The organism is Egibacteraceae bacterium (genome assembly GCA_040905805.1).
GTDB lineage: Bacteria > Actinomycetota > Nitriliruptoria > Euzebyales > Egibacteraceae > DATLGH01.
The window spans coordinates 1-21,958 of record JBBDQS010000031.1 but is presented as its reverse complement, the minus strand read 5'-3'; the positions used below and the strand labels follow the sequence as shown (position 1 = coordinate 21,958).

The following is a 21,958-nucleotide window of genomic DNA, read 5'->3' as shown; positions in this document are numbered from 1 at the left end:
GGGGGTGTGGCGCTACTCCCCCACGAGGTGTGCCAGCAGGCGGATGACGAAGGTGGTCATCTGGTCGCGGTGCACGTCGTTGCCGGGCCGGTAGGTGCCGTCGCCGAAGCCCTGGGCCAGGCCGAGCTCGGCGGCGGCGTTGACGTTGGCGAAGTGGGTGGTGGCCCGGGGGACGTCGGTGAACGCCTGGGTCTGGCTGGCCAGCTGCTGGTCGGTGGCGAACTCGGCGGCGCGGATCAGAAACGACGCCATCTGGTCGCGGCGCACCGGCAGGGTCGGGCCGGAGCTGCCGTCGGCGAAGCCCTCGACGATGTCGTGGAACGACGCGCAGTCGATGTTGGCCAGGTGCGCCGCGGGGATGGCGGCGCGGTCGGTGAACGGGGCCGTGTCGACCTCACCGGGCGGGCACGCCTGCGCGCCGCCCGAGTCGGCGGCGGTCAGCCGGTACACCCTGCCGGTGTCCCCGGAGGGGGCGGCACGGTCGCTCGACAGTACGTAGACCTCACCGTCGGTGTCCTGCCCGAATCCCAGCACGTAGTGCCCGAGGCGTCCCCCGGCGGCGTCCTCGACCGCGATCTCCCGGATCGGCCAGAGCCCGGCACCTGCGGGCTCAGCGACCAGCAGGGTGCCGTCGGGCTCGGCGGAGGAGGCACTCCAGTCCCCGAAGACGTACTGACCCTGCAGGTGCGGCACGTCGCTGCCCCGGTAGACGTGGCCACCGACGATCACCGCCCCGACGCCGCCGGGTTGGCGGCTGTTGGCGTACTCGATCACTGGGTCGATCAGCGCGTCCCCGCCGGGCCCGGTGGCGGGGCAGTCCTCGGGGCTCTGGGTCGGCGCGTCGGGGTCGAAGCAGTGGGTGCCCTCCGTGATGTTCCACCCGTAGTTGCCGCCGTTGACGACGACGCTGACCTCTTCCCACAGCGCCTGTCCCGCGTCACCGGCGAGGAGCGCGCCGTCGCCGCCCGGGTCGAACGTGAAGCGGTAGGGGTTGCGCAGGCCGTAGGCGAAGATCTCGTCGCGTCCCTCGCGGCCCACGAACGGGTTGTCTTCGGGGATCGCGTAGGGCTCGGCACCGTCGATGTCGATGCGCAGGATGGCCCCGAGCACGTTCGTGGTGTCCTGGGCGTTGCCGATCGCGGGCGTGTGGCCGGTGCCGCTGTCGCTGCCGCCGCCGCCGTCGCCCAGCGAGATGTACAGGTGGCCGTCGGTCGGCCCGAACATGACCTGTCCGCCGTTGTGGTTGGCCTGCGGCTGATCGACCTGGAGCACGACCCGCTCCGACCCGCCGTCCGCGATGTCGGGGTCGTCGGAGACGGTGAACTCCGAGATGTGGCTGGTGTGGTCCCAGCCCGCCGGGCCCTCCGGCCGCAGCGGCGCGCTGTAGTAGACGAACAGCCGGCCGTTGGCGGCGTAGTCGGGGTGGAACGCCAGCCCGAGGGCGCCACGTTCGTCGAAGTCCGGACGCAACGCCACCATGCGATCGCGCAGATCGAGGAAGGGTGCCTCCCGCAGCACGCCGTTCGCTGACACGACGCGGATCCGCCCGACCTGGTCCACGATGAAGAGCCGACCGCTGCCGTCAGGCGGTGACAGGACCTGCACCGGCGCGCTGAGCCCGGCGGCCACGAGCTCCAGCCCGACCGTCGGCCCGACGGGGATCGGCGTCACCTCCTGGGCACCACCCCCGGGCATGGCCAGGAGCAGCACCGCAACCGTGAGGGCGGCCGTCGCCCCGAGCCACCCCGCCCTGCGCTTGACGACGACCCCCATGGCCTCCACCCCCTACACCGGGCCGAGCGGCCAGGCGCCCTCGACACGGTAGCGCGCACCAGACCGGCGCAGGCGGGAGCGCATCGTCACGAGCCGTTCGACGGGCCACGTCGCTCGCGGCCCGGCGTAGGCGTCGACGAGGCGGCGGGGGATGCGGGCGTCGCGCGCGGCGCGGGCGAGGGTCACGTGGGCGTGGAAGGGTCGCTGCTCGACGCGCATGCCGCGCTCGCCCAGCCCCGCCCGCAGGGCGCTGGCCAGCCGTTCCAGTGGCGGACAGTCGGCCAGGCCCGCCCACAGCACGCCGCCGCCGAACGTGCCGGCGGCCCCCGTCAGACCCATGCTGAACGGCTGCACCGTCGACGCCGCCGCGGCGCAGGCGTCCTCCAGCGCCCGGGCACCGGCGTCGTCGACCCAGCCGACGAAGGCCAGGGTCAGGTGGTAGGCGTCCGGGGCGACCCACCGAACCTGCACAGCGGAGCGACGCAGCGGCTCGGTGGCGGCCTCGATCGCGTCGCGAACCTCCTCGGGGACCTCGACCGCGGCAAACTGGCGCGCCTTCGCGTCATCCGTCATGGGGATCTGCGGGATCTGCGGCGCCTGCGCCGAGCGCCCGCCGCAGGTGGTCAAGCACCACGCTCGTGGCCCACTCCTGGATCTGCGTCCTGCTGCGGCTCGGGAGCACCACCGTGCGAACGCGTGGCGGCCCCTCGGGCAGGGCGACGCCGAGGCACACGGTGCCCACCGCGCGCCCCGCCTGCAAGGCCGGCCCCGCCACGCCGAGCACGGCCAGCCCGACCTCGGCCCCCATCCGGTCGCGGACCCCGGTGGCCAGCGCCCCGGCGACCGCCTCGCTCACGGCCCCCTCGCGGGCCAGCACCTGCGCGGGCACGCCGCCCAGCGACGTCTTCACCGATTCGGTGTACGCCACGACCCCCCCGCGAAACCAGTCGCTGGCACCGGCAACGGTGACCAGCCGCGCCCCGACGCCACCGCCGGTGACCGACTCCCCCACGGCCAGTGTCCAGCCGAGCCGACGCAGCTGGCGGCCGACGGCGTGCTCGACGCCCTCCCCGTCCAGGCCCACGACCGCAGCGCCGAGCAGGCCGACGACCTCGTCGACGACGGGGTCGACCAGGGCCAGGGCCGCCTCGCGCGAGCCGGCCTTGGCGGTGACGCGGACCCGGGTCTCGCCGCGGGACGCCAAGAACGCCACGGTCGGGTTGCCCACGGCGTCCAGGCGCTCGACCACCCCGGCGCAGCGCTCCGCCACACCCGACTCGGACACGCCCGCGGTGCGCACCAGCCGGCTGACGGTGGTCGCCAGGCCGGCGCGCCCCGCCAGGTCGGGCACGACGTCGCGGTCGACCATGGTGGCCATCTCGGTCGGCACGCCCGGCAGGCAGTAGATCACCGTGCCGTCCACCTCCACCGCGAATCCCGCCGCCGTCCCGACGGGCGCCAGCACCCGCGCACCGGCGGGCAGGTCCGCCTGTATGCGGTTGCGCGGCGGCATCGGCCGGCCCGTCCGGGCGAAGTGCGCCTCGACGTGCTCGACCAGGTCCGCGCGACGCTCGAGGTCCACCCCGGCGAGCCGGGCCACCGCGAAGCGGGTCAGGTCGTCCTGTGTCGCTCCCAGACCGCCGGTGACGACGACGGCGTCGGCCCGCGAGGCCGCGTCCCGCAGCGCCGCGAGCAGGCGCACGACGTTGTCGCCGACGGTGACGTGGCGGAACACGTCCACGCCGATCTCGGCGAATCGCGAGGAGATCCAGGCGCTGTTGGTGTCGACGTTCTCGCCGAGCAGCAGCTCGGTGCCCACCGCCACCACCTCGGCCCGCAGGCCCGAGGACTCATCCCGCACGTGCGCGCCTCTCGCCGCGCACGGCGTACTCCACGCCGCTGGCCACGGTCAGCACCACCGCGACCCAGAGCGCGCCGAGCGCGAGCACACCGGAGGCAGGCGGCGCCAGGTACAGCGTCACCGCGATGACCTGCGACACGGTCTTGACCTTGCCCCAGATGCTGGCGGACATCACGACGTCCCGGCGCAGCAGGAGGGTGCGCTGCACCGTCACCGCCACCTCGCGCAGGACGATCACCACGACGGCCCACCAGGGCAGCTCGCCGATGTACGCCAACACCGCCAGGCTGCCGATGATGAGCGCCTTGTCCGCGGCGGGGTCCGCGACCTGGCCCCACCGGGTGGCGCCGAGCATCCGCCGGGCCACCCACCCGTCGATCGAGTCGGTGAGCGCGGCGAAGACGAAGATGCCGAACGCCCACCACCGGGCGACATCGCCGTCGAGGGTCACCAGCCACGCGATCACCGGGACCAGGAACACGCGCAGCAGCGTCAGCGCGTTCGCGGGGTTGCGCCACATCGAGCGGCCGTCCGCATCCGCCGGCAGCCCCGCCGGCAGCGGCGCCCCGGGCACGTCGCCGACGGCCCCGATGCGCCGAGGGTCCCCACGGTCGTCACAGGGCTGCGGGGCGGCCATGTGGCCTACGCCTTCCCGCGCCGACTGGGCCGCAGCGTCATGCGGCCACGTCCACGTCGCACTCGTCCTCGCCGGCGCTGCAGGTCACCTGGACCACCTCGTTCGCGGCCCCGAGCGGACCCTGGTCCGCGCCGTTGGCCTCGAGGGAGACCGCGCTCGCATCCCCGATGCGGACCTCGACGACCTGTTCGCCGGTGAAGGTCCTGCTGAAGCCGCCCTGCTGCTCACCCTCGACGATGGTCTCGCCGTCGACCTCGACCCGCATCCAGGAGATCGCGCCGGTGACTGCCACCGCGACCTCGATGCCGTCGATCTGCGGGAGTTCAGTCGGCGTGGGGGTCGGCGTGGCAGTCCCCGGCGGAGAGGCCGCCGTGCCGGGGTCGTCCCCGTCCTCCTCGACCGGCGCAGGGCCGCGCTCACGGGTCTGCTCCTCGCCGCCGTCGTCCCCGCCCACCACCAGGCCGATCGCTGCCAGCACGAGCAGCAGCGCACCCGCGGCCACGACGATCACGGCGGGTCCGCCGCGGCGTTCCCGGGGACCCATCGGAGCAAGGGGGCGGGACGCGGACGACGGGATCTCCTCGTCGCGTTCGTACTCGGCGCGGTACGCCACGAGGAGCGGCTCGGGGTCGAGCCCCAGGAACTTGGCGTAGCTGCGCAGGAAGCCCTTGACGTACACGCTGCCGCCCAGGGATGCGAACTCCTCCTCCTCCAGCGCCGCGAGGTAGGTCTCGCGCACCCGCGTCTCGGCCGCGGCGTCCGCCAGGGAGCGCCCGTACTGCCGCCGGGCAGCACGAAGTTCCTCGCCGATTCCGATTGCCATTCAACCAGTATAGGGAGGGCCCTGCCTCCTCACGGGGCCGGGGCGATCGCATCGAGCAGGTCCGACGCGACGAGCTCGTCGCCGTCCATGCTGAGTCGGTCCCGCGGCACCCGGCTCCAGGACCAGCGATCCTCCATGAGCAGCGCGAGCGTGCACGCATCGGTGCGCACCACCACGTCCGGCCGCGCGGTGACGCGTGCACCGTACTGTCGCCGGGCGAAGTCCACGCCCCATGTTTGCCAGTGGTCCTCCCCGACATGGACCACCAGGCGCGCGACCCCGCTGGTGCGGGGGGTCCGGGGCAGCCCGAGGTGCGGCAGCGTCGACAGCACGGCCGCGGCGAGCACGTCCGACACCTCCGACCCCGCTGCGGCCGGCTCCGCGCGGCTTCCCGCCATCCATGCCACATCGCACTCGTGCACCCACTCGTCCAGCACGCGGCGGTACAGCAGGAACAGCAGTGGCTGGCGGCCGTACCATCCGCTGACCGGGACCCGCAGCGCCGCGGAGGGCAGCCGCCCCGCCAACCGTGCCAGTCGCTCCCCCCACCGCTCCAGCGCGTCCAGCAGCTCGAAGGGCGAGCGCTCCGACCACGAGGCCAGCCCGACGTCGTTCCAGCGCTCGAACTCCTGGCGGTCCCGCGCACCCCGCACCGCAGGAATCAGGCGTCCCGTCACCGACGCCTCGTCCATGGCGACGAGGTGGGCGGCGACGTCACGCACCCGCCACCCGGGCAGGCACGTCGCATCCCAGCTGTGGTCGGGCAGTGCGGCCAGCCGAGTCAGGGTTGCGGCGCGCTGACTCCGCAGTGCGGCCACCACCGACGCCTTGCGCATGCGACGTACCTACCCCCCCGAAAGATTGTGACCCTACCCGGGCATGTCAGGACTCGTCGACCCATCCGGGCGCGTCCGCCTCCTCGCTCATGCCGATGGGCCCCATCGTGCGCCCGTGGAGGAACTGGTTGACCACAGCCTTGTCGGAGCTGAACAGCTCCTCGGTCTGCCCGAACATCACGAGGTTACGCCGGAACAGCATGCCGATGTAGTCGGCGATGTTGCGCGCGGTCGGGATGTTGTGGGTCACGACCACGAACGTCGAATCGAGCTCCTCCTTCAGCTGGGTGATGAGCTCGTTCAGGAACGAGACGCGCACGGGATCAAGCCCCGAGTCCGGCTCGTCGAACATGACGATCTCCGGGTCGAGCACCAGGGCGCGGGCCAACCCGGCGCGCTTCTTCATCCCACCCGACACCTCCCCCGGGAAGCGATCCGCCGCGTCGGTCAAGCCCACCCGGCCGAGGTGGCGCATGACGATCTCGCGGATCTCGCGCTCCTTCTTGCGGGTGTGCTCGCGCAGCGGGAAGGCCGTGTTGTCGTACAGGCTCATCGACCCGAAGAGCGCCCCGTCCTGGAAGAGGACGCCGAACCGCTTGCGCACCTCGAGCAGCTGCCGGTGGCGCAGGGTCGGCAGGTTCTTGTCGCCCACCCAGATCTCCCCGCTGGTGGGCGTCAGCAGGCCGAGCAGGTTCTTCAGGAACACCGACTTGCCCGTCCCCGACGGGCCGAGCAGCACGGTGCACGCCCCCTTGGGGATGTTGAAGGTGAGGTCCTCCAGCACCGTGTTGGCGCCGAAGCGCTTGGTCAGCCCACGGATCCGGACGGCCGGCTCGACGTCCCACACGCCGGCCCCGTAGAAGGTCTCGATCTTGATGTCGCGCTTGTCCACGCCCACGGCGTCTCTCGGGCTCACTGCGGCTCCCCTCCCTGATCCCCCGGCGTCTCGGGCGGCGGGGCCGCCAGCGGTGACGGGTCGGGTCCGAGGACCGCGACGTCGGCGATCAGCCAGCGCCCATCCTCGCGGGTGAGGGTCAGCTCCATCCGCAGCTCGTCGGTGACGGGCTCGTCGGTGACGGCGTTGACGCTGGTCTGGCGGACGAGCACGAACACCTCCGCCTCGTCCCCGTCGATCTGCTGGACGAAGCTGCGCTCGACCTCCCCGACGGACTCGACCTCGTGCTCGGCCAGCGCCGCACGGAAGTCGGGGTTGAACAGGGTGGTCACCTGGTCGGCGTACGCACCGGTCGCCAGGTCCCGGAGCTGCTCGACGAAGCGGTCGACCGTCGCGCCCTCGAAGGTCGTGATGCGCGCCGCCATGACCTCGCCGGCCTCACGCGCCTGCTCCCGGACGTCCGCCTCGGTGGCCAGCGACCGCCACTGCACCGCGAAGGACACCGCAGCGAGCACCGCCAGCAGCGCAACCCCCCAGGCCAGGCGCGGGTCGCGCAGCAATCGGGTCGGCTTGGCCATCACTGGTCTCCTGGTGCGGTCGCCTGCGAGCCGGCCGCGGTCGCGCCCGTGCGGGCCGGTCGGCGGACCGGCTCCTCGCGGGCGTCCTCGGGCGGGACGACGGCCGAGTCGGTGACCAGCGGGACGTGCCCGGGCTCGGTTGCCGCGGGGGCGCCCGCCCCGAACGGCGAGGTGCAGGCCCCGCCCGGCAGGATCGGCGGGGTCGGCCGCTTGGGCTCGTAGGGATGCCCGTGGCCCTCGTCGCGCAACTCCAACCGCAGCCGCTGCCAGTGCCCACCGAACGGATCGAGCTGGGTCAGGGTGGCGAAGCCGTCGAAGAAGAGGCGGTTCAGCCGCAGCGCCTCGGCGGTGTCGTGCAGCACCTCGGGTCGGGCGACGTAGGCGTTCAGGTTCGCGAGGTCGCGCAGCGAGCACGACAGGTTGGGCTGGCTGCGGTCGACCAGGTCCCCGGCGAGCGCCAGCGTCGGCGGCGCGTCGGCGAGCACCCCCTCGAACTCGGTGCGCATGTCCGACAGGATGGTGGCGGCGTCGCCGACGTCGACGACCAGACCGGCGAGCGTCTCGCGGTGCTCGGCGAGCGTGCGGTTGACCACGCGGCTGGACGCGAAGAACCGGTCGAACTCCGTCCCCGCGTCGGCGAGCTGCTCGGACAGGGTGGCCGAGTCGCGCAGGACCCCCCGCAGGTCATCACCACGACCGCGCACCACGTCAGCCAGCTCGGCGACGACCGTCCCGGCATCCGCTTTGTCGATGGGCTCGAGGACGCGGCCGGCCAGGGCGAGCAGCTGCTGGACCTCCGGTGGCAGGCGCAGGTCGGCGATCGCCAGGGTGTCGCCGGGCTCGTGGAACGCCGTGGCCTCGGTGATCGCGGCCCGTGGTCGCAGGTCGAGGACCTGCTCGCCGATGGCGCTGGAGCGCTGCACGACGACGTCGACGTCGCGGGGCACCCTGACCTGCGCCTCGATCAGCAGGCGCAGCCGCACGACCTCGCCCACCAGCTCCATGTCGGCGACCTGGCCCACGCCGTGGCCGTTGTACGTCACCTCCTTGTCGGGCAGCAGGCCCCCGCCCCGGGGCAGCTCCACGTACAGGTCGTAGCGGTCGTCGAGCACGGCGCCGGCAAGCAGCTGCGCCGCGGCGTAGGTGAGCAGCACGATCGCGGCGGCGGCCACGGCCACGGCGTTGGCAAGCGTGCGGGCCCTCACGGCGACAGGTCCTGGGGTGGGCGGGGCTCGGGGGGCTGCATGCCGCCGGGGGCCTGGTCCTCGCAGGAGCGGACGGGGTCACCGGGCTCGTCGTTGATGCCGCAGACGATGAAGTCGAGGATGATCTGGGCGTGCTCGGAGTTGACGCCGGCGATGGTGCTCATGTTGTGGCGCTGGAGCTCGAAGAACAGCCGGCTCAGGTCCTCGTCGCGTGACACGATCTCGTCGCTGAGGCGGGTGATGCGGGTGAAGAACGCGTCGAGGCGCTGGCGGTGGGTGACCATGATGTCGGTGCCGCTGAGCGCCAGCGCCCGAACATCCGACAACGTATCGAGGAGCCGCTCGTCCTCGGCCGCCAGCACCTGGTTGAACCGCAGCAGCTCCGCGAGGGCCTGCCCGTGCAGGTCCGCCTGGGGCCCGACGTCGGCGAGGAAGCCCTCGAACCCCTCGATGAGGCGCACCGTGTCGTCGCTGTTGGTCGAGTAGGCGGTGACGATCTCGCTCAGGTCGTCGAGCAGCACGTTGAGGGTGCCGCCCCGACCGCCGAGGCCCTCGGCCCCCGCCTCGATCGCCACGGCGAGGCGGTCGGCGGCCACCGCGGCGATCAGGTCGGTGCCCGCGAACACCAGCTCCTCCAGCTCGGGGACGACCACGGACTCCTGAACCATCGTGCCGGACGTGAAGCTGCCACCGCTGTCCGGGTCGGGCACCAGCTCCACGAAGCGCTCGCCGAGGACGTTGGTCTTGCGCAACCGTGCGGTGACCCTCGACGGCAAGGCGACGTCCGGGTCGACGGCCAGGGTGACCAGCGCCCGGTTGTCCGGCGCCAGCTCGATGCTGCGCACGCTGCCCACCGTGACGTCGGCCACCTTGACCGCGCCGCGCGTCGTCAGGTCCACGACGTCGTCGAAGGTCGCGAGCACGACCGTGCCCTCGTCGGACGCGCACCCCGCCAGGAGCAGTGCCACGGCGGCCAACGCGGCGAGCAGCACGCGACCTCGACGGGTCATGACGCGCCGCCGAACAGGCGCCGCAGCAGCCCCGACCCCTCGTCGTCGGGGAGTTCCTCGAGGCGGGGGTCGGGCGCGGGCAGCCGGCTGCCCTCCGGCGCCGGCGCACCCGAGCCCGGCGCGGGCGGATCGTCGGCTGGTCCGGGCCCGGCGGGCGGGGCCGCTGCCTCGCCCGGCTGCGCGTCCTGGCGCGCGCGAGCCTCGGCCTCCAGCTGTTCCAGGGCCTCGTCGGGCATGGCGTCCATCGCCGAGCGCAGCGCCGCACCGAAGGCGGCACGGTCCGACCCGCAGGCCGGAGCGGCCGGGTCGCACTGCATCGCGGCGACGTGGGGCTCGAAGAAGGCGGGGTCGGCGCACTGGTCGAACCCGAGGCGCACGCACACCCCCGCGAGCCGCTCGGTCAGCCGTTGCTCGATGAGGGTCGTGAGCTCCTCGGTCTGGTTCTGCAGGGCAAGGCGCGCCTGCGGGAACTCCACGGCGTGGCCGATCCCCGCGAACAACCGGCCCGACTGCAGGGCCAGGGCGCCGACGTTGTCGAGGTTGCGGTCGACGGTGGCCAGCGTGGTGGTCAGCACCTCCAGGTCGCGCACCAGCGGGTCGGTGTGCTCGTCGAGCAGCGGACGCAGCTCCAGGGTGAGGCGCTGGAGGTTGCCGAGGCCCTCGATGATCTCGGGCTTCTCCGCGGTCAGCGTCTGCAGGACGGTGCGGAAGTCGGTGAGGAACGGCCCGATCTGCTGGTCGCGGGTGGCCAGGGTGGTGTTCAGGTCGCCCAGGGCCGCCACCACGGCGGTCAGGTCCTCGGTCGCGTCGGACAGGACCCGCACCGTGTCCGCACCGCCGGCGATCAGCTGGTTCAGGCCGTCGCCCTGCCCGGCGATCGTCTCGGCGAGCGCGTCGACCAGCTCCGCGATCGCGTCGGGGTCCAGGCCTTCGAGGAACTGCTCGAAGGAGGCGAGCACGTCGTCGACGTCGGCGGGCACGGTGGTGCGATCGCGACCGATGACGGCACCGTCGGCCAGCTCCGTCCCGCCGGTGTAGGCCGGCGCGAGCTGCACGAAACGCTCGCCGACCAGCGACACCGGGGTCAGGTGCGCGGTCGCGTCGGCGGGCACCGGCCGGTCGGCGTCCACGCGCATCTCCACCCGGACGCCCTCCCCGGCGGGGACGATGGCGGCGACCTGGCCGACCTTCAGGCCGAGAACCCGCACCTCCGAGCCGACGAACAGGTTGTTGGTGTTGGCGAAGATCGCCGTGATCTCCTGCGCGCCGGGGCCCTGCGCGCCGCAGGCCGTGGCCAGCAAAGCGCCGGCCACCAGGAGGGCGACGGTGCGGGCGAGGGGGCGGGTCACGGGCGCACCCCCTCGGGCAGCAGACGCCGGGCGACGGCGTCCAGGCCCGCGCGGCCCGGGGACGGCTGGCCCGCCGGTGCGCCGGCGTCGGGCAGCTGGTCCAGCAGGGTCGGCTGCTCGCCGGGATCGCGTCGGGGGAAGGCGCGGTTGGTCTGCTCCTCGCAGGTCCGCGGGTCGGGACCGAGCAGCGGGTCGAGGGCCTGGTCCAGAAGCCCACCGCAGCCGAACACCACGTCGACCCCCACCGGGCCGGCGCCGGTGACGAAGACCTTGCCGTAGGGCACCAGGTCCGCACCGGAGCGGGTGATCTCCGCGAACCCACCGACGGCCTGGGGGGCGTAGGCCAGCGCCTCGGCCAGCACCACCTGGTGGCGGCTGACGACCTCGAGGTCGGCGTGGAGCTCGTGCAGGATGCGGTCGAGCTGGCCGCGGGTGTCCGCGACCAGGTCCGCGGCAGACGCGCTGGTCTCGTTGGTCTCGCGCAGCAGCCGGCGCACGTCCTCACGACGCGTGGCCAAGCTGTCGAGCACCCGTCCGACGTCGTCGATCACCGCGACCAGATCCGCGTCGCTGGCTGCCAGGGTCTCGCTGACCGCGCGCAGGCCCCGCAGCAGGCGACGGATCTGCTCCTCCTGGTCGGAGACGACCCGGGTGAGCCGGGTGCCGCCCTCGACCAGCAGGGCGAGCTCCTCACGCTGGTCGCGCGTGACGTCGGTGAGCGACCGGACCAAAGTGTTCAGCGCCGCCGAGTCGACCTCGCGCAGCAGCTCCTCCGACACGTCGCCGAACTCGGGGATGTCGGTCGCCACGCTGGTGCGCGCCAGCGGGATCACGTCGCCGTCCTCGAGCAGCTCCGAGAAGTCGTCGCCGGTGGACAGCTCCACGACCCGGCGCCCCACGAGCGTGCGCAGCACGATCTCCGCCCGGGTCGTGCTCGGCAGCTCCGTCCCGGCGATCGAGAAGCTGGCCACCACCCGGTCACCGTCGATCTGCAGGTCCTGCACCTCGCCCGCGCGCACGCCCGCGACGAGCACGCTGTCCCCCGCCCGCAGGCCGTTGGCGTCGACGAACTCGGCCGCCACCGTGTAGCCGCCGGTCAGGTCGGTGCGCTGCAGCGTCAGCGCCGCCACCGTCACGCCGGCGAGCAGCGCGGCCGCGACCAGGCCGAGCACCAGGGGGTTGCGTTCGGTGAACCGCATCATCCCGCCTCCCCCGGGACGCCCCGCAGCGCGCCCGTGGTGACGGCGTGAAGGGCGGGGCGGCGGACGGCGGAAGCCGAGGCCATGCCCGTCTGGCGACCGGCGGACTGCAGGCTGTTGGGTTCTGCGCAGCCCGTGCCGCGCTCGGTCTGGCAGTACAGCACCTGGCCGTGACCGTCCATGACCTGCACGGCCACCGCCCGCACGTCGAACCACTGGCCCCGGCGGCTGATCAGCATGTAGGTGGCCAGCCCCGCCCGGGCGGTGGCGATCGCGTTCTCGAAGTGCCCGTCCTCGCGCTGGCGGCGGATGCGGTCGGTGATGAAATCCAGGTTGCCGACGGTCTGGCGCAGCTCCGCGTCGTTGGCGTCCAGCAGGTCGCCGAACTGGGCCTGCACCTCGGCGATGTCGGCGATCGCCGCGAGCAGCTCGTCGTTGCGGGCGGCCACGGTGCCGCCGACGTCGGCGAGCTCGGCGATGAACCCGGAGAGCTCCTCCTGGCGCTGGGTGTAGGTCTCCAGCAGGGCGCTGCCCTGGTCGAGCACCGAGCGGATCTCCGGCTCGGAGTCGGCCAGCGTGTCGCCCAGCGACCCGAGCTCGCGGACCAGCTGCTGGATGCGCGCGGTGTTGCCGTCCAGCGCCTCGTTCATCGCCCCGACCAGCTGGTTCTGCTGCTCGGGGGAGATGGCCCGCAGCAGGGGCGTCAGGTCGTTGAAGAGCCGTCCGAGGTCCGCCGACCGGCGGGACCGCTCTGCGGGGATGCGACTGCCGGGCTCAAGCGGTCGGCCGCCCTCGACGTCGTACAGGTACAGGTAGCGCTGGCCGATGACGTTGCGCCAACGGGCCCCGACCTCCCAGGTGTCGGTGAGGCCCACCGCCGGGTCGAGCTCGAAGGTCACGACACCCTTGCCGCGCTCGATGCCGAGGCTCGAGACCCGACCCACGGGCACCCCGGCGACGCGGACGTCGTCGCCGACCGACAAGCCGGAGGCGTCGTCCAGCTCGGCCTCGTAGACGTCCGCGGTGGTGAGCAGCGGGATGCGGGTGTAGTTGCCGGTCCACTGGATCACGAACGCCGCCGCGACGACGCACGCCACCGCGAAGAGCGCGAACTTCAGACCGGGCAGGCGATCGGTCACCGCTGACCCTCCTGGGGCAGCAGCCGACGGGCGATCGCGTCGAGGCCGTGGCGCTCGGGCACCTCGGGGCGGAAGGCCCCCGGCGGGACGGCTCGCCCCGGCGCAGCCTCGCCACCTGCCAGCGGCACGTCGGGCGAGGACGGCAGCGGCACGGCCGGCAGGTCGGGCAGGGTGTCGGTGACGATGCCGTCGCACAGCGGCAGCTCCTGGGCGAGCTCCGGTGGCATCTCCTCGCACGCCTCGGCGGCGATCACGTCGTCAGGGTCGATCAGCGCCTGGAACCTGGCGGCCTGCCCGTCGTGGCCGTCCGACATGAAGCCCTGCACGTAGTTCTCGGTGTACTGGACCAGGCCGGTCATGACCTCGCCCACCTGCGTGGCGTAGGCGAACAGCATGCGGGTGACGCTGTCGCCCTCGACGATCAGGCGATCGATGTTCGCGCGGTCGACCGTGAGGGTCGCGTCCACCACCCGCGAGAAGTGCGCCAGCTCGTCGAGCGCCCCGGCGAACTCGGCCTGGTTGTCCGACACGGTCGGCAGGCCCCGGATCAGCTCCCGCCCCATGCGGTTGAACGACTCCCCCTCGGTCCCGAGGCGCTCGGCCACCAGCGACAGGTCGCGCTGCGCGGCGAGCTGGTCGTCCAGGCTGCGGCGGAGCGTCGCCGTGGCGCGGGCCCCCTGGTCCACGGCCCGGGCGATCGCCGGGCCCTGGCCGTCGAAGGCGCCGAGACCCTCGTTGATGACGACCGCGAGGTCATCGGGGTCGACCGCCGCGAACAGGTCCGCCAGCTCGGCCAGCACGTCCTGGAACTCCACGACCCGGTCGGCGTCGGACACGATCGCGCCGTCCGCGAGGAACGGCCCCTCCTCCACGGCACCGTCGAACACCACCTCGATTTGCTTCTCGCCGAGCAGGGTGCGGGCGTTGGTCTGGAAGACGGCACGCTCGGGGATGCGGTGGGCCGGGTCCAGCGACAGGGTCACGACCGCACGGTGCTGCTCGTCGAGCCGGATCTCGCCGACCTCACCGACGAGCACGTCACGGATGCGCACGTCGCTGCCCGTGATGATCCCCTGGCCGAGCTGACCGAGGACCACGTCCACCTCGTAGTGGTCGTCGTACGCGCCCAGCGCATACTGGGTGCCGAGGTAGACCACGGCCAGGAACAGCACCGTGCACAGCGCGCCGGCGACGGCCTGGGCGAAGGTCGACATGGACCTCATGAGATGCGCACGGTGTCGCCCGCCCCGTAGAACATCACCGACATGACCAGGTTGAGCAGGACCACCACGACGAGCGAGGCCCGGATCGCCCGTCCCACCGCCACGCCCACGCCGACCGGTCCGCCGGATGCGTAGAACCCGTAGTAGCAGTGGATGAGCACGACCACGACGACGAACACCACCGCCTTGGTCAGCGAGTACAGGATGTCGATCGGCGGCAGGAAGAGGTTGAAGTACTGGTCGTAGGCGCCGACCGACACGTCGTAGTACCGGGTGACCATCAGCCGCGACGCCTCGAAGCTCGCGAACAGCGCCAGCAGGTACAGCGGGATGGCCAGGATCAGCGCCGCCCAGATGCGCGTGGACACCAGGTACACCATGGAGGGCACGCTCATGACGTCCAGGGCGTCGATCTCCTCGGAGATGCGCATGGCGCCGAGCTCGGCGGTGAAGCCCGCGCCGATCTGGGCCGACAACGCGACACCGGCGATCAGCGGGGTGATCTCGCGGGCGTTGGCGAACGCGCCGATGAGGCCCGCGTAGGCCTGGGCGCCGATCTGGTCCAGGGCGACGTAACCCTCGAGGCCCACGGCCGTGCCGGTGAAGAACGACAACGACCCGATCACGAAGAACATGCCCCCGCCGATGATCAGGGCCCCGGCGCCCACCGCGACGTCGGTGGTCAGGCGCAGGATCACCCCGCCGTACCGGAAGGCGCGCACCAGCCCGCCGAGCGCCTCGGCGTAGAAGCGGAACTGGTCCCAGAGCGCGGCGAACGGCTCCCCGGCCCTGCGGCCGGCACGGAGCAGCTGCGGCGGAGCGGACATGGGGCCTACACCTGTTGGGGGACGAGGTTGAAGTACATGGCCGTGATGACGAAGTTCTGGAAGAACAGCAGCACGAAGGTGATGACGACGCTGGACTGCACCGCGTCGCCCACGCCCTTGGGGCCACCGGCCACGGTGTAGCCCTTGAAGCACGCGACCGCCCCCGCGGTGAACCCGAACACCACCGCCTTGACCATCATGAGGTAGTAGTCCTGGATCTGCGCCAGGGCGGACAGGCTGGCGAAGTAGGACCCGGTCGTCCCGCCCTGCACCCGGACCGCGAAGTACCAGCCGCCCATGATCCCGGCCACCGCCACGATGGAGACGAAGAAGACCGCGCACACCGTCGCGGCCGCGAGCCGCGGCCCGATCAGGCGCTGGATTGGGTCGACGCCCATGACCTGCATCGCGTCGATCTCCTCACGGATGCGCCGGCTGCCGATGTCGGCGCACATCGCGCTGCCGCCGGCCCCGGCGATCAGCAGCGTCGTGGCGATCGGCGCCTGCTCCCGGACGGTGGCCAGCAGCAGCGCCGACCCGATCTGGGACTCCGCGCCGAGCTGGCGGAAGAACGAGCCCACGTGCAGCGCGATGATCATCCCGAACGGGATCGAGATGAGCACCAGCGGGATCGCGCAGACCTTGGTGATGAACCAGCACTGGCGGACGAACTCGCTGGTCTGCCAGGGCCGCTTCGGCAGCGACAGGGTCCCGTCGAGGGCCATGGCGGTGATGCCCCCGAGCTCCCCCAGGGCCCTGCGCGCCTTGTTCACCCGGAATTCCCCGATCGACGGTGGCGACCCTAGCGCTTGTCGGCCCGCGCGCGACCGAACGGTCACGCCATGCCAGTGGCAGGGCACCCTCCTTTGTAGCCTCGCCGGAAACTCCCTGCCGACCCTGCGCAGCGGCGGTGGACGCAGGTACCCCCCCTTACAACGAGATGACGGAACGTAAGGTTGCGTCCGCGGCCGCCGGTCCCCGCGCCGCCCCGGGCGACGGCAGAGGAAGGAGCCACCATGGGCCCGCTGGACAACGTCCGGGTGCTGGAGCTGGCGGGCATCGGCCCCGCGCCGTTCGCGGGGATGCTGCTGGCCGATCTGGGTGCCGACGTGGTGCGCATCGACCGGTCCCCGGACGGTGCGCTGGGGCTGGGCGGCGCCACCGATGTGCTCGGCCGTGGGCGCCGGTCGCTGCTGCTGGACCTCAAGGACGCGCGGGGGCTCGCCGTCGCCCTGCGCCTGCTCGACGACGCCGACGTGCTGCTCGAGGGGTTCCGCCCCGGCGTGGCGGAGCGGCTGGGTATGGGGCCCGACGTCTGCCTCGCACGCAACCCGCGTCTGGTGTACACCCGCGCCACCGGGTGGGGCCAGGACGGTCCGTGGGCGGGGCGCGCCGGTCACGACCTGGACTACCTCGCGCTCGCCGGCGCGCTGCACCCGATGGGCCCGGCGGCCGACCCCCCGCCGGTCCCGCTGAACCTGGTCGCCGACTTCGGCGGCGGCGGGATGCTGGTCGCGTTCGGGGCCGTGTGCGCCCTGCTCGAGCGCGAGCGCTCCGGCCGCGGCCAGGTGGTGGACGCGGCGATGGTCGACGGCGTCGCGGCCATGAGCGGCATGGTGCACGGCCTGCTCGCCGCGGGCCTGTGGGAGGACCGGCGCGAAGCCAACCTGCTGGACGGGGCCGCACCCTTCTACCGGTCCTATGCCTGCGCCGACGGCAGGTTCGTCGCGGTGGCCGCGCTGGAGCCCCGCTTCTACGCCGAGCTGCTCGACCTCCTCGGGCTCGACCCCGCGACCTGGCCCCAGCACGACCGCGGGCTCTGGCCCGAGCAGCGGACGGCCCTGGCGGCGGTCTTCGCCGCCCGCACCCGCGACGCGTGGGCCGCGATCTTCGACGGGTCCGACGCCTGCGTGGTCCCGGTCCTGTCGTTGGGCGAGGCGCCGGCCCACGAGCACCTCGCCGCCCGCGGCACGTTCACCACCCACGAGGGGCTCACCCAGCCCGCCCCCGCCCCCCGGTTCTCGCGCACACCGGGTGCCCTGCGTCGTCCGCCCGCCACGCCGGGCAGCCACAGCGACGAGATCCTCGCCGACGCCGGCTACACGCCCGCCGAGGTCGCCGCGCTGCGGGCCGCCGGCGTGGTGGGCTGACCGGGTGGGGCGCCAGCAGGCTTGGCCCGCGTTGCCGCAAACCAGGAGGACTGCCGGCGCGAGCACCCGCGGCGGCGCACCCGCGGCGGTGCACCCGCGGCGGTGCACCCGCGGCGCGTACGGGCCTTGCGCGCCGGCGAGCCCGTGCAAAGTCCAAGAGTAAACATTCGGTGAACCCGTAGTCAGGCCTGTCGCGAGAGTTGCCAGATCTGCCGGTCGGGGGGCCGTCGGGGATGCTGGACACGGAAACGAGTATCCGCTTTCCTTGGGGTGATGGATGCGACCCGGGGTGCAGAGGACGCTGAGTACTGGCGTAGCGAGGCGCAGCGACTGGCTGGCGAGAACGCGGTGTTGCGGGCGCGGGTGGCCGACCTGGAGGGGCAGGTCACGGCGTTGAGCGAGAAGCTCGTGACGTTGACCAGGTTGTTGTACGGCGACTCCTCGGAGAAGCAGAAGCAGAAGCAGAACACGGGGACGCCGAGCGGGCAGAAGGCTGGGGGCGCCGGCGAGGGGGACGGTGGCCCGCGGCGGCGGCGTGGTCAGCAGCCCGGCTCGCGGGGCCACGGTCGACGCGACAACTCCCATCTGGACACCGAGGAGATCGTCCACGAGCTCGACGAGTCACAGCGCTGCTGCGCCGAGTGCGGGGCGGCCTATGCTGCCTTCGGTGAGGAGACCAGCGAGCAGATCGACTGGCAGGTGCGCGTCGTGCGGATCGTGCACCGCCGCCGGTCCTACCGGCGGGTGTGCGCCTGTGGCGTGCCGGGGATCGTCACCGCGCCGGTGCCGGCCAAGCCGATCGCCAAGGGCATGTTCACCGCGGGCTTCCTCGCCCGGCTGCTGGTCGACAAGTACGTGTGGGGCCGGCCGTTGTGCCGCATCGCCGCGGCGTTGGCAAGCGAGGGCTTGGCCGTCGCTCAGGGCACGCTGGTCGGCGCGTTGAAAGCGACCTCGACACTGCTGGCCCCGTTGGACGAAGCGATCCGTGCCCGCAACGGCGCCGCGGGGCATCTCCACATCGACGAGACCTCCTGGAAGGTGTTCGAAGACGTCGAGGGCAAAGCCAACCATCGCTGGTGGCTGTGGGTGTTCGCTGCCGCCGACACGACCGTGTTCACTATCGAGCCGTCCCGCTCGACCAAGGTGTTGCGCGACCATCTGGGCATCGATGTGGATGCCAAGACGTTGGAAGACGGCCGGCGGCTGCTGATCTCGTCGGATTTCTTCACCGTCTACCAGTCACTGGACCGCATCACGGGTGTGGATGCGTTGTGGTGTTGGGCGCACATCCGCCGCTACTTCATCCGTGCGGGTGACGCCCACCCCGAGCAGTTGGCCGACTGGCGCGACGCATGGGTGGAGCGCATCGCTGCGCTGTACCGTGCCCACCAGGCACGCTCGAGCTGCGCGGCGGGCAGCATGGAGCAGCGTCGCGCCGACGCCGACTTCGCTGTCGCGCTCACCGCGATCGATGTCGCCCGCACCGATCAGGCCGCCGAGGCGACCTTGCATCCCGCGGCGGTCGAGGTGCTGGCCACGTTGGACCACGAGTGGGACGGGCTGGCCCGCCACAAAGACTTCCCCGACCTCGCGCTGGACAACAACACCGCCGAGCGGGCGTTGCGCAACCCCGTGGTGGGCCGCAAGAACTACTACGGCTGCGGGGCGGTGTGGGCCGCGGCGCTGGCCGGGCGGGTGTGGACGGCCACCGCGACCGCCCAGCTGGCCGGCTGCGACCCGTTGGTCTACCTGGGCGCCTACCTCGACGCCTGCGCCGCCGCCGGTGGGCGCGCGCCCACCGGCGAGGACCTGGCCCGCTTCCTGCCCTGGGCGGCCAGCCCCGCCGACCTGGGCGCCTGGCGGGCGCCGGGCGGGCCCGCGCCGTGACCGACACCGTGCGCTACAGCGGACGCGACTTCACCCCCGATGACCTGGCCGTCATCCGAGGCATCACAGCGACCCTGCCCACCCGCCAAGCGATCGCCGCGGCGGTCTGCCAGGCGCTGGAATGGCACCGCATCGACGGGCGACCCAAGGACATGTCCGCGCGGGTGGCGCTGCTGCGCATGGCCGACGACGGGCTCATCACCCTGCCCCCACCCCGCAAACGCAACGGCAACGGGCGCCACACCCGCCACCTGCAACCCGACCCCCAACTGGCCCTCGAGCTGCTCGCCGAGCCGGTGCCCGCCACCCTCGACGCGCTCGGACCCATCCGCCTGGCCGTGGTCGACACCCCCGCCGCAGCCGCCCGCTGGCGCACCCTCATCGCCACCCACCACTACCTGGGCTACACCCCCTTCGCCGGCGCGCAGCTGCGCTACCTCGCCGACACCGACCACGGCACCGTCGCCGCGCTCGGGTTCGCCGCCTCCGCGTGGAAATGCGCGCCCCGCGACACCCACATCGGCTGGGACCCCCCCACCCGCCAAGCCCGCCTGCACCTGATCGTGGGCAACGCCCGCTTCCTCATCCCACCCCACGTCCAAGTGCCCAACCTCGCCAGCCACCTGCTCGGCGCCGTCGCCCGCCGCCTGCCCGCCGACTGGCAGGCAGCCTACGGCTACCAACCCGTGCTCCTGGAGACGTTCGTGGAGGCCGGCCGGTTCACCGGCGCCAGCTACAAAGCCGCGAACTGGACCCGCGTCGGACAAACCCAAGGCCGCGGCAAACTCGACCGCCACCACCACCACGCCCTCGCGGTGAAAGACGTCTACCTCTACCCCCTGCACCGCAACTGGCGGTCCATCCTCACCACCCCCGCCTGACCACCACGGCCCCCCAACCCAGCGCGCGGACCCCACGGGTTGCCCGAATGTTTACGTCCAAGAATTCTGTGAAGAGGTGTTGCGCAGACGCGCTGAACACGGTAGACTCGAACACATGTTCGTACAAGACACCCAGTCAGCTGTCGTCACCGCCCGCAGATGCCGTCGGCGCGTGCACCACGCACGCACACCAGCAGGGCTGATGGCCAGCGAGCAGCCAGTCGGCTACCACACCGGCCGCGACCAGGCCACCGAGAGTGTCAACGACGACCACGGCGGCGACGGTGGCGGCACGAACGCCTGGGCGGTGGGCAGCGCACCACGCACCGTGCAGGCGCGCAGCCGGCTCACCCGCTGCGCGACCACCCCGGGCTCCCCGCTGGGCGCGATCATGGGCGCGCTGGCCGAGACGATCGACGCGCTCACCACCACCGTCGGTGCCCCCACCGCCCCCACCCGAAGCGCTGCCGCCAGCCCCGCCGTCGCGGACACCGCCACCAGCGGCGAGCGTGACGGTCTCGGTGACGGATTGGGCGACGAGCACATCGACGTGGTCGGTGACGCGCTGGTCGCTGTGGCCCACCTGCGGGCCCGGCTGGACGCCTGCCAGCTGGGGCTGCTCAGCGCGTTCGACCGGCGAAACGGCCACCAAGCCGACGGGGCAATGACCGCAGCGTCGTGGCTGGCTCGCCGCACCGGCACCGACCATTCCGCCGCCGCCCGCCAGGCCTCCACCGCCCGCCGGCTGCACACCCTGCCGCGCATGGCCGCGCACCTGGCCGCCGGGGACCTCACCCTGGCCCACGTCACCGCGGTCACCGACCGCTGCGTGCCCGCGCGCACCCAAGCGTTCGCCGCCGTCGCGGACACCCTGGCCGACCTCGCCATGACCAACCCGCCCCGCGACGTCCGCCACGCCGTGCGCCACCTCGTCGAGCTCGACGACCCCGACGCCGCCAACGACCCCGACGCTCCCGGCGGGGATCCCCTCCGCGCGCTGACGCTGCGCCAAGGGTTCCAAAGCCGTGGGGAACTGCTGGGCACCCTTGACCCCCTCACCCGCGAAGCGCTGACCGTGCTGCTTGACGCCTTCGACACCCCCGACCCCGCCGACACGCCACCTGAGCAGCGGCGCACCTTCGCCCAACGCCGCCACGACGCGTTCGCTGCCATGCTGCACACCTTGATCGCCCAGCCCGGGCTGCCCACCGTCCAAGGCGCCCGCCCCCAGATCCTCATCACCCTGGACCTGGCCGCCCTGCTCGGTCTTCCCCCCGACCACCCCGCCGCCCACCTCACCCTGATCGAACTCGCCGACCTGCTCGGCATCGACCTGCCCGGCATCACCGACACCGACCCAGCCCACCCCCACACACCCACCGACCCCGATCAGGGCCCCTCCAGCGACGCTGACGCCGGCGACGTTGACACCGGCAAGGACCACCCCAGCGGCGCTGGCGCCGGCGAGGCCGTGGGCACCGGCAAGGCTGTGGGCACCGGCAAGGCCGTGGGCACCGGCGAGGCTGATGATCCTGGCGTCGCCGCTGGCACCAGCGCGCCCGACACCACCGCCGCTGACCCCGCCGACCCGGCTGCCAGCGAAGACTTGGCTGATCCCGCTGATCCCGCCGATCCCGCCGATCCCGCCGATCCCGCCGATCCCGCCGATCCCGCCGATCCCGCCG

The 21,958-nt window shown here is 72.8% G+C and carries 20 protein-coding genes; 4 read left to right on the top strand and 16 right to left on the bottom strand.

Features of this window, described 5'->3' with window-relative positions; genetic code table 11:
* Positions 1-12: 12 nt before the first annotated feature.
* From WD250_04290 to WD250_04215, 16 genes are read right to left on the bottom strand one after another with little or no spacing between them, the layout of a single operon-like run.
* Positions 13-1,773: a PQQ-dependent sugar dehydrogenase gene (locus WD250_04290; GenBank protein ID MEX2619419.1), complete on the bottom strand. Its 1,761-nt coding sequence runs from the start codon at positions 1,771-1,773 to the stop codon at positions 13-15.
* Between the two features lie 12 nt (positions 1,774-1,785).
* A complete protein-coding gene (gene thpR, locus WD250_04285; protein MEX2619418.1) occupies positions 1,786-2,346 on the bottom strand; it encodes an RNA 2',3'-cyclic phosphodiesterase in 561 nt (186 codons plus the stop codon).
* Positions 2,336-3,634 carry a competence/damage-inducible protein A gene (locus WD250_04280; protein ID MEX2619417.1) on the bottom strand — a complete coding sequence of 433 codons (1,299 nt, stop codon included), beginning with the start codon at positions 3,632-3,634 and terminating at the stop codon, positions 2,336-2,338. Before WD250_04280 ends, thpR begins: the two co-directional genes overlap by 11 nt.
* Entirely contained in the window at positions 3,624-4,271 is a 648-nt protein-coding gene (gene pgsA, locus WD250_04275; protein ID MEX2619416.1) for a CDP-diacylglycerol--glycerol-3-phosphate 3-phosphatidyltransferase, read from the bottom strand. Before pgsA ends, WD250_04280 begins: the two co-directional genes overlap by 11 nt.
* Before the next feature lie 37 nt (positions 4,272-4,308).
* Positions 4,309-5,094, bottom strand: coding sequence for a RodZ domain-containing protein (locus WD250_04270; protein ID MEX2619415.1), 786 nt, complete (start codon positions 5,092-5,094; stop codon positions 4,309-4,311).
* A gap of 29 nt (positions 5,095-5,123) precedes the next feature.
* Entirely contained in the window at positions 5,124-5,930 is an 807-nt protein-coding gene (locus tag WD250_04265) for a maleylpyruvate isomerase N-terminal domain-containing protein (GenBank protein ID MEX2619414.1), read from the bottom strand.
* 46 nt (positions 5,931-5,976) lie between these two features.
* Positions 5,977-6,846, bottom strand: a complete 870-nt coding sequence (locus WD250_04260; GenBank protein ID MEX2619413.1) for an ABC transporter ATP-binding protein — start codon at positions 6,844-6,846, stop codon at positions 5,977-5,979.
* Positions 6,843-7,403: a hypothetical protein gene (locus WD250_04255; GenBank protein MEX2619412.1), complete on the bottom strand. Its 561-nt coding sequence runs from the start codon at positions 7,401-7,403 to the stop codon at positions 6,843-6,845. The genes WD250_04260 and WD250_04255 overlap by 4 nt, the downstream gene beginning before the upstream one ends.
* A complete protein-coding gene (locus WD250_04250) occupies positions 7,403-8,608 on the bottom strand; it encodes an MlaD family protein (GenBank protein MEX2619411.1) in 1,206 nt (401 codons plus the stop codon). The genes WD250_04255 and WD250_04250 overlap by 1 nt, the downstream gene beginning before the upstream one ends.
* Positions 8,605-9,618, bottom strand: a complete 1,014-nt coding sequence (locus WD250_04245; protein ID MEX2619410.1) for an MlaD family protein — start codon at positions 9,616-9,618, stop codon at positions 8,605-8,607. The genes WD250_04250 and WD250_04245 overlap by 4 nt, the downstream gene beginning before the upstream one ends.
* Positions 9,615-10,967 (bottom strand): MCE family protein, encoded by a 1,353-nt coding sequence (locus WD250_04240; GenBank protein ID MEX2619409.1) that lies wholly within the window; start codon positions 10,965-10,967, stop codon positions 9,615-9,617. Before WD250_04240 ends, WD250_04245 begins: the two co-directional genes overlap by 4 nt.
* The gene (locus WD250_04235; GenBank protein MEX2619408.1) at positions 10,964-12,169 is read right to left on the bottom strand and encodes an MCE family protein; all 1,206 of its coding nucleotides are present in this window, start codon (positions 12,167-12,169) and stop codon (positions 10,964-10,966) included. The genes WD250_04240 and WD250_04235 overlap by 4 nt, the downstream gene beginning before the upstream one ends.
* Entirely contained in the window at positions 12,166-13,305 is a 1,140-nt protein-coding gene (locus WD250_04230; protein ID MEX2619407.1) for an MCE family protein, read from the bottom strand. The genes WD250_04235 and WD250_04230 overlap by 4 nt, the downstream gene beginning before the upstream one ends.
* Entirely contained in the window at positions 13,302-14,519 is a 1,218-nt protein-coding gene (locus WD250_04225) for an MCE family protein (protein ID MEX2619406.1), read from the bottom strand. The genes WD250_04230 and WD250_04225 overlap by 4 nt, the downstream gene beginning before the upstream one ends.
* Before the next feature lie 5 nt (positions 14,520-14,524).
* On the bottom strand, positions 14,525-15,355 hold the full coding sequence (locus tag WD250_04220; GenBank protein ID MEX2619405.1) for an ABC transporter permease: 831 nt from the start codon (positions 15,353-15,355) through the stop codon (positions 14,525-14,527).
* Between the two features lie 5 nt (positions 15,356-15,360).
* Positions 15,361-16,128, bottom strand: a complete 768-nt coding sequence (locus WD250_04215; protein ID MEX2619404.1) for an ABC transporter permease — start codon at positions 16,126-16,128, stop codon at positions 15,361-15,363.
* Positions 16,129-16,371: 243 nt separating this feature from the next.
* Between WD250_04215 and WD250_04210 the strand changes: the two genes are divergently transcribed.
* From WD250_04210 to WD250_04195, 4 genes are all read left to right on the top strand, one after another.
* Positions 16,372-17,505: a CaiB/BaiF CoA-transferase family protein gene (locus WD250_04210; protein MEX2619403.1), complete on the top strand. Its 1,134-nt coding sequence runs from the start codon at positions 16,372-16,374 to the stop codon at positions 17,503-17,505.
* Between the two features lie 273 nt (positions 17,506-17,778).
* Positions 17,779-19,392, top strand: a complete 1,614-nt coding sequence (locus tag WD250_04205; GenBank protein ID MEX2619402.1) for an IS66 family transposase — start codon at positions 17,779-17,781, stop codon at positions 19,390-19,392.
* The gene (locus WD250_04200) at positions 19,389-20,273 is read left to right on the top strand and encodes a Druantia anti-phage system protein DruA (protein ID MEX2619401.1); all 885 of its coding nucleotides are present in this window, start codon (positions 19,389-19,391) and stop codon (positions 20,271-20,273) included. Before WD250_04205 ends, WD250_04200 begins: the two co-directional genes overlap by 4 nt.
* Before the next feature lie 202 nt (positions 20,274-20,475).
* Positions 20,476-21,958: DUF222 domain-containing protein (locus tag WD250_04195; protein ID MEX2619400.1), on the top strand; the 1,483-nt coding region annotated here is incomplete at its 3' end.

Excerpts from the sequence above, each read along its gene's own strand:
- WD250_04245 (MEX2619410.1), bottom strand. The coding sequence starts at position 9,618 with ATGACCCGTCGAGGTCGCGTGCTGCTCGCCGCGTTGGCCGCCGTGGCA.
- thpR (MEX2619418.1), bottom strand. The coding sequence starts at position 2,346 with ATGACGGATGACGCGAAGGCGCGCCAGTTTGCCGCGGTCGAGGTCCCC.
- WD250_04270 (MEX2619415.1), bottom strand. The coding sequence starts at position 5,094 with ATGGCAATCGGAATCGGCGAGGAACTTCGTGCTGCCCGGCGGCAGTAC.
- pgsA (MEX2619416.1), bottom strand. The coding sequence starts at position 4,271 with ATGGCCGCCCCGCAGCCCTGTGACGACCGTGGGGACCCTCGGCGCATC.
- WD250_04220 (MEX2619405.1), bottom strand. The coding sequence starts at position 15,355 with ATGTCCGCTCCGCCGCAGCTGCTCCGTGCCGGCCGCAGGGCCGGGGAG.
- WD250_04255 (MEX2619412.1), bottom strand. The coding sequence starts at position 7,403 with ATGGCCAAGCCGACCCGATTGCTGCGCGACCCGCGCCTGGCCTGGGGG.
- WD250_04235 (MEX2619408.1), bottom strand. The coding sequence starts at position 12,169 with ATGATGCGGTTCACCGAACGCAACCCCCTGGTGCTCGGCCTGGTCGCG.
- WD250_04205 (MEX2619402.1), top strand. The coding sequence starts at position 17,779 with ATGGATGCGACCCGGGGTGCAGAGGACGCTGAGTACTGGCGTAGCGAG.
- WD250_04210 (MEX2619403.1), top strand. The coding sequence starts at position 16,372 with ATGGGCCCGCTGGACAACGTCCGGGTGCTGGAGCTGGCGGGCATCGGC.
- WD250_04265 (MEX2619414.1), bottom strand. The coding sequence starts at position 5,930 with ATGCGCAAGGCGTCGGTGGTGGCCGCACTGCGGAGTCAGCGCGCCGCA.
- WD250_04225 (MEX2619406.1), bottom strand. The coding sequence starts at position 14,519 with ATGTCGACCTTCGCCCAGGCCGTCGCCGGCGCGCTGTGCACGGTGCTG.
- WD250_04290 (MEX2619419.1), bottom strand. The coding sequence starts at position 1,773 with ATGGGGGTCGTCGTCAAGCGCAGGGCGGGGTGGCTCGGGGCGACGGCC.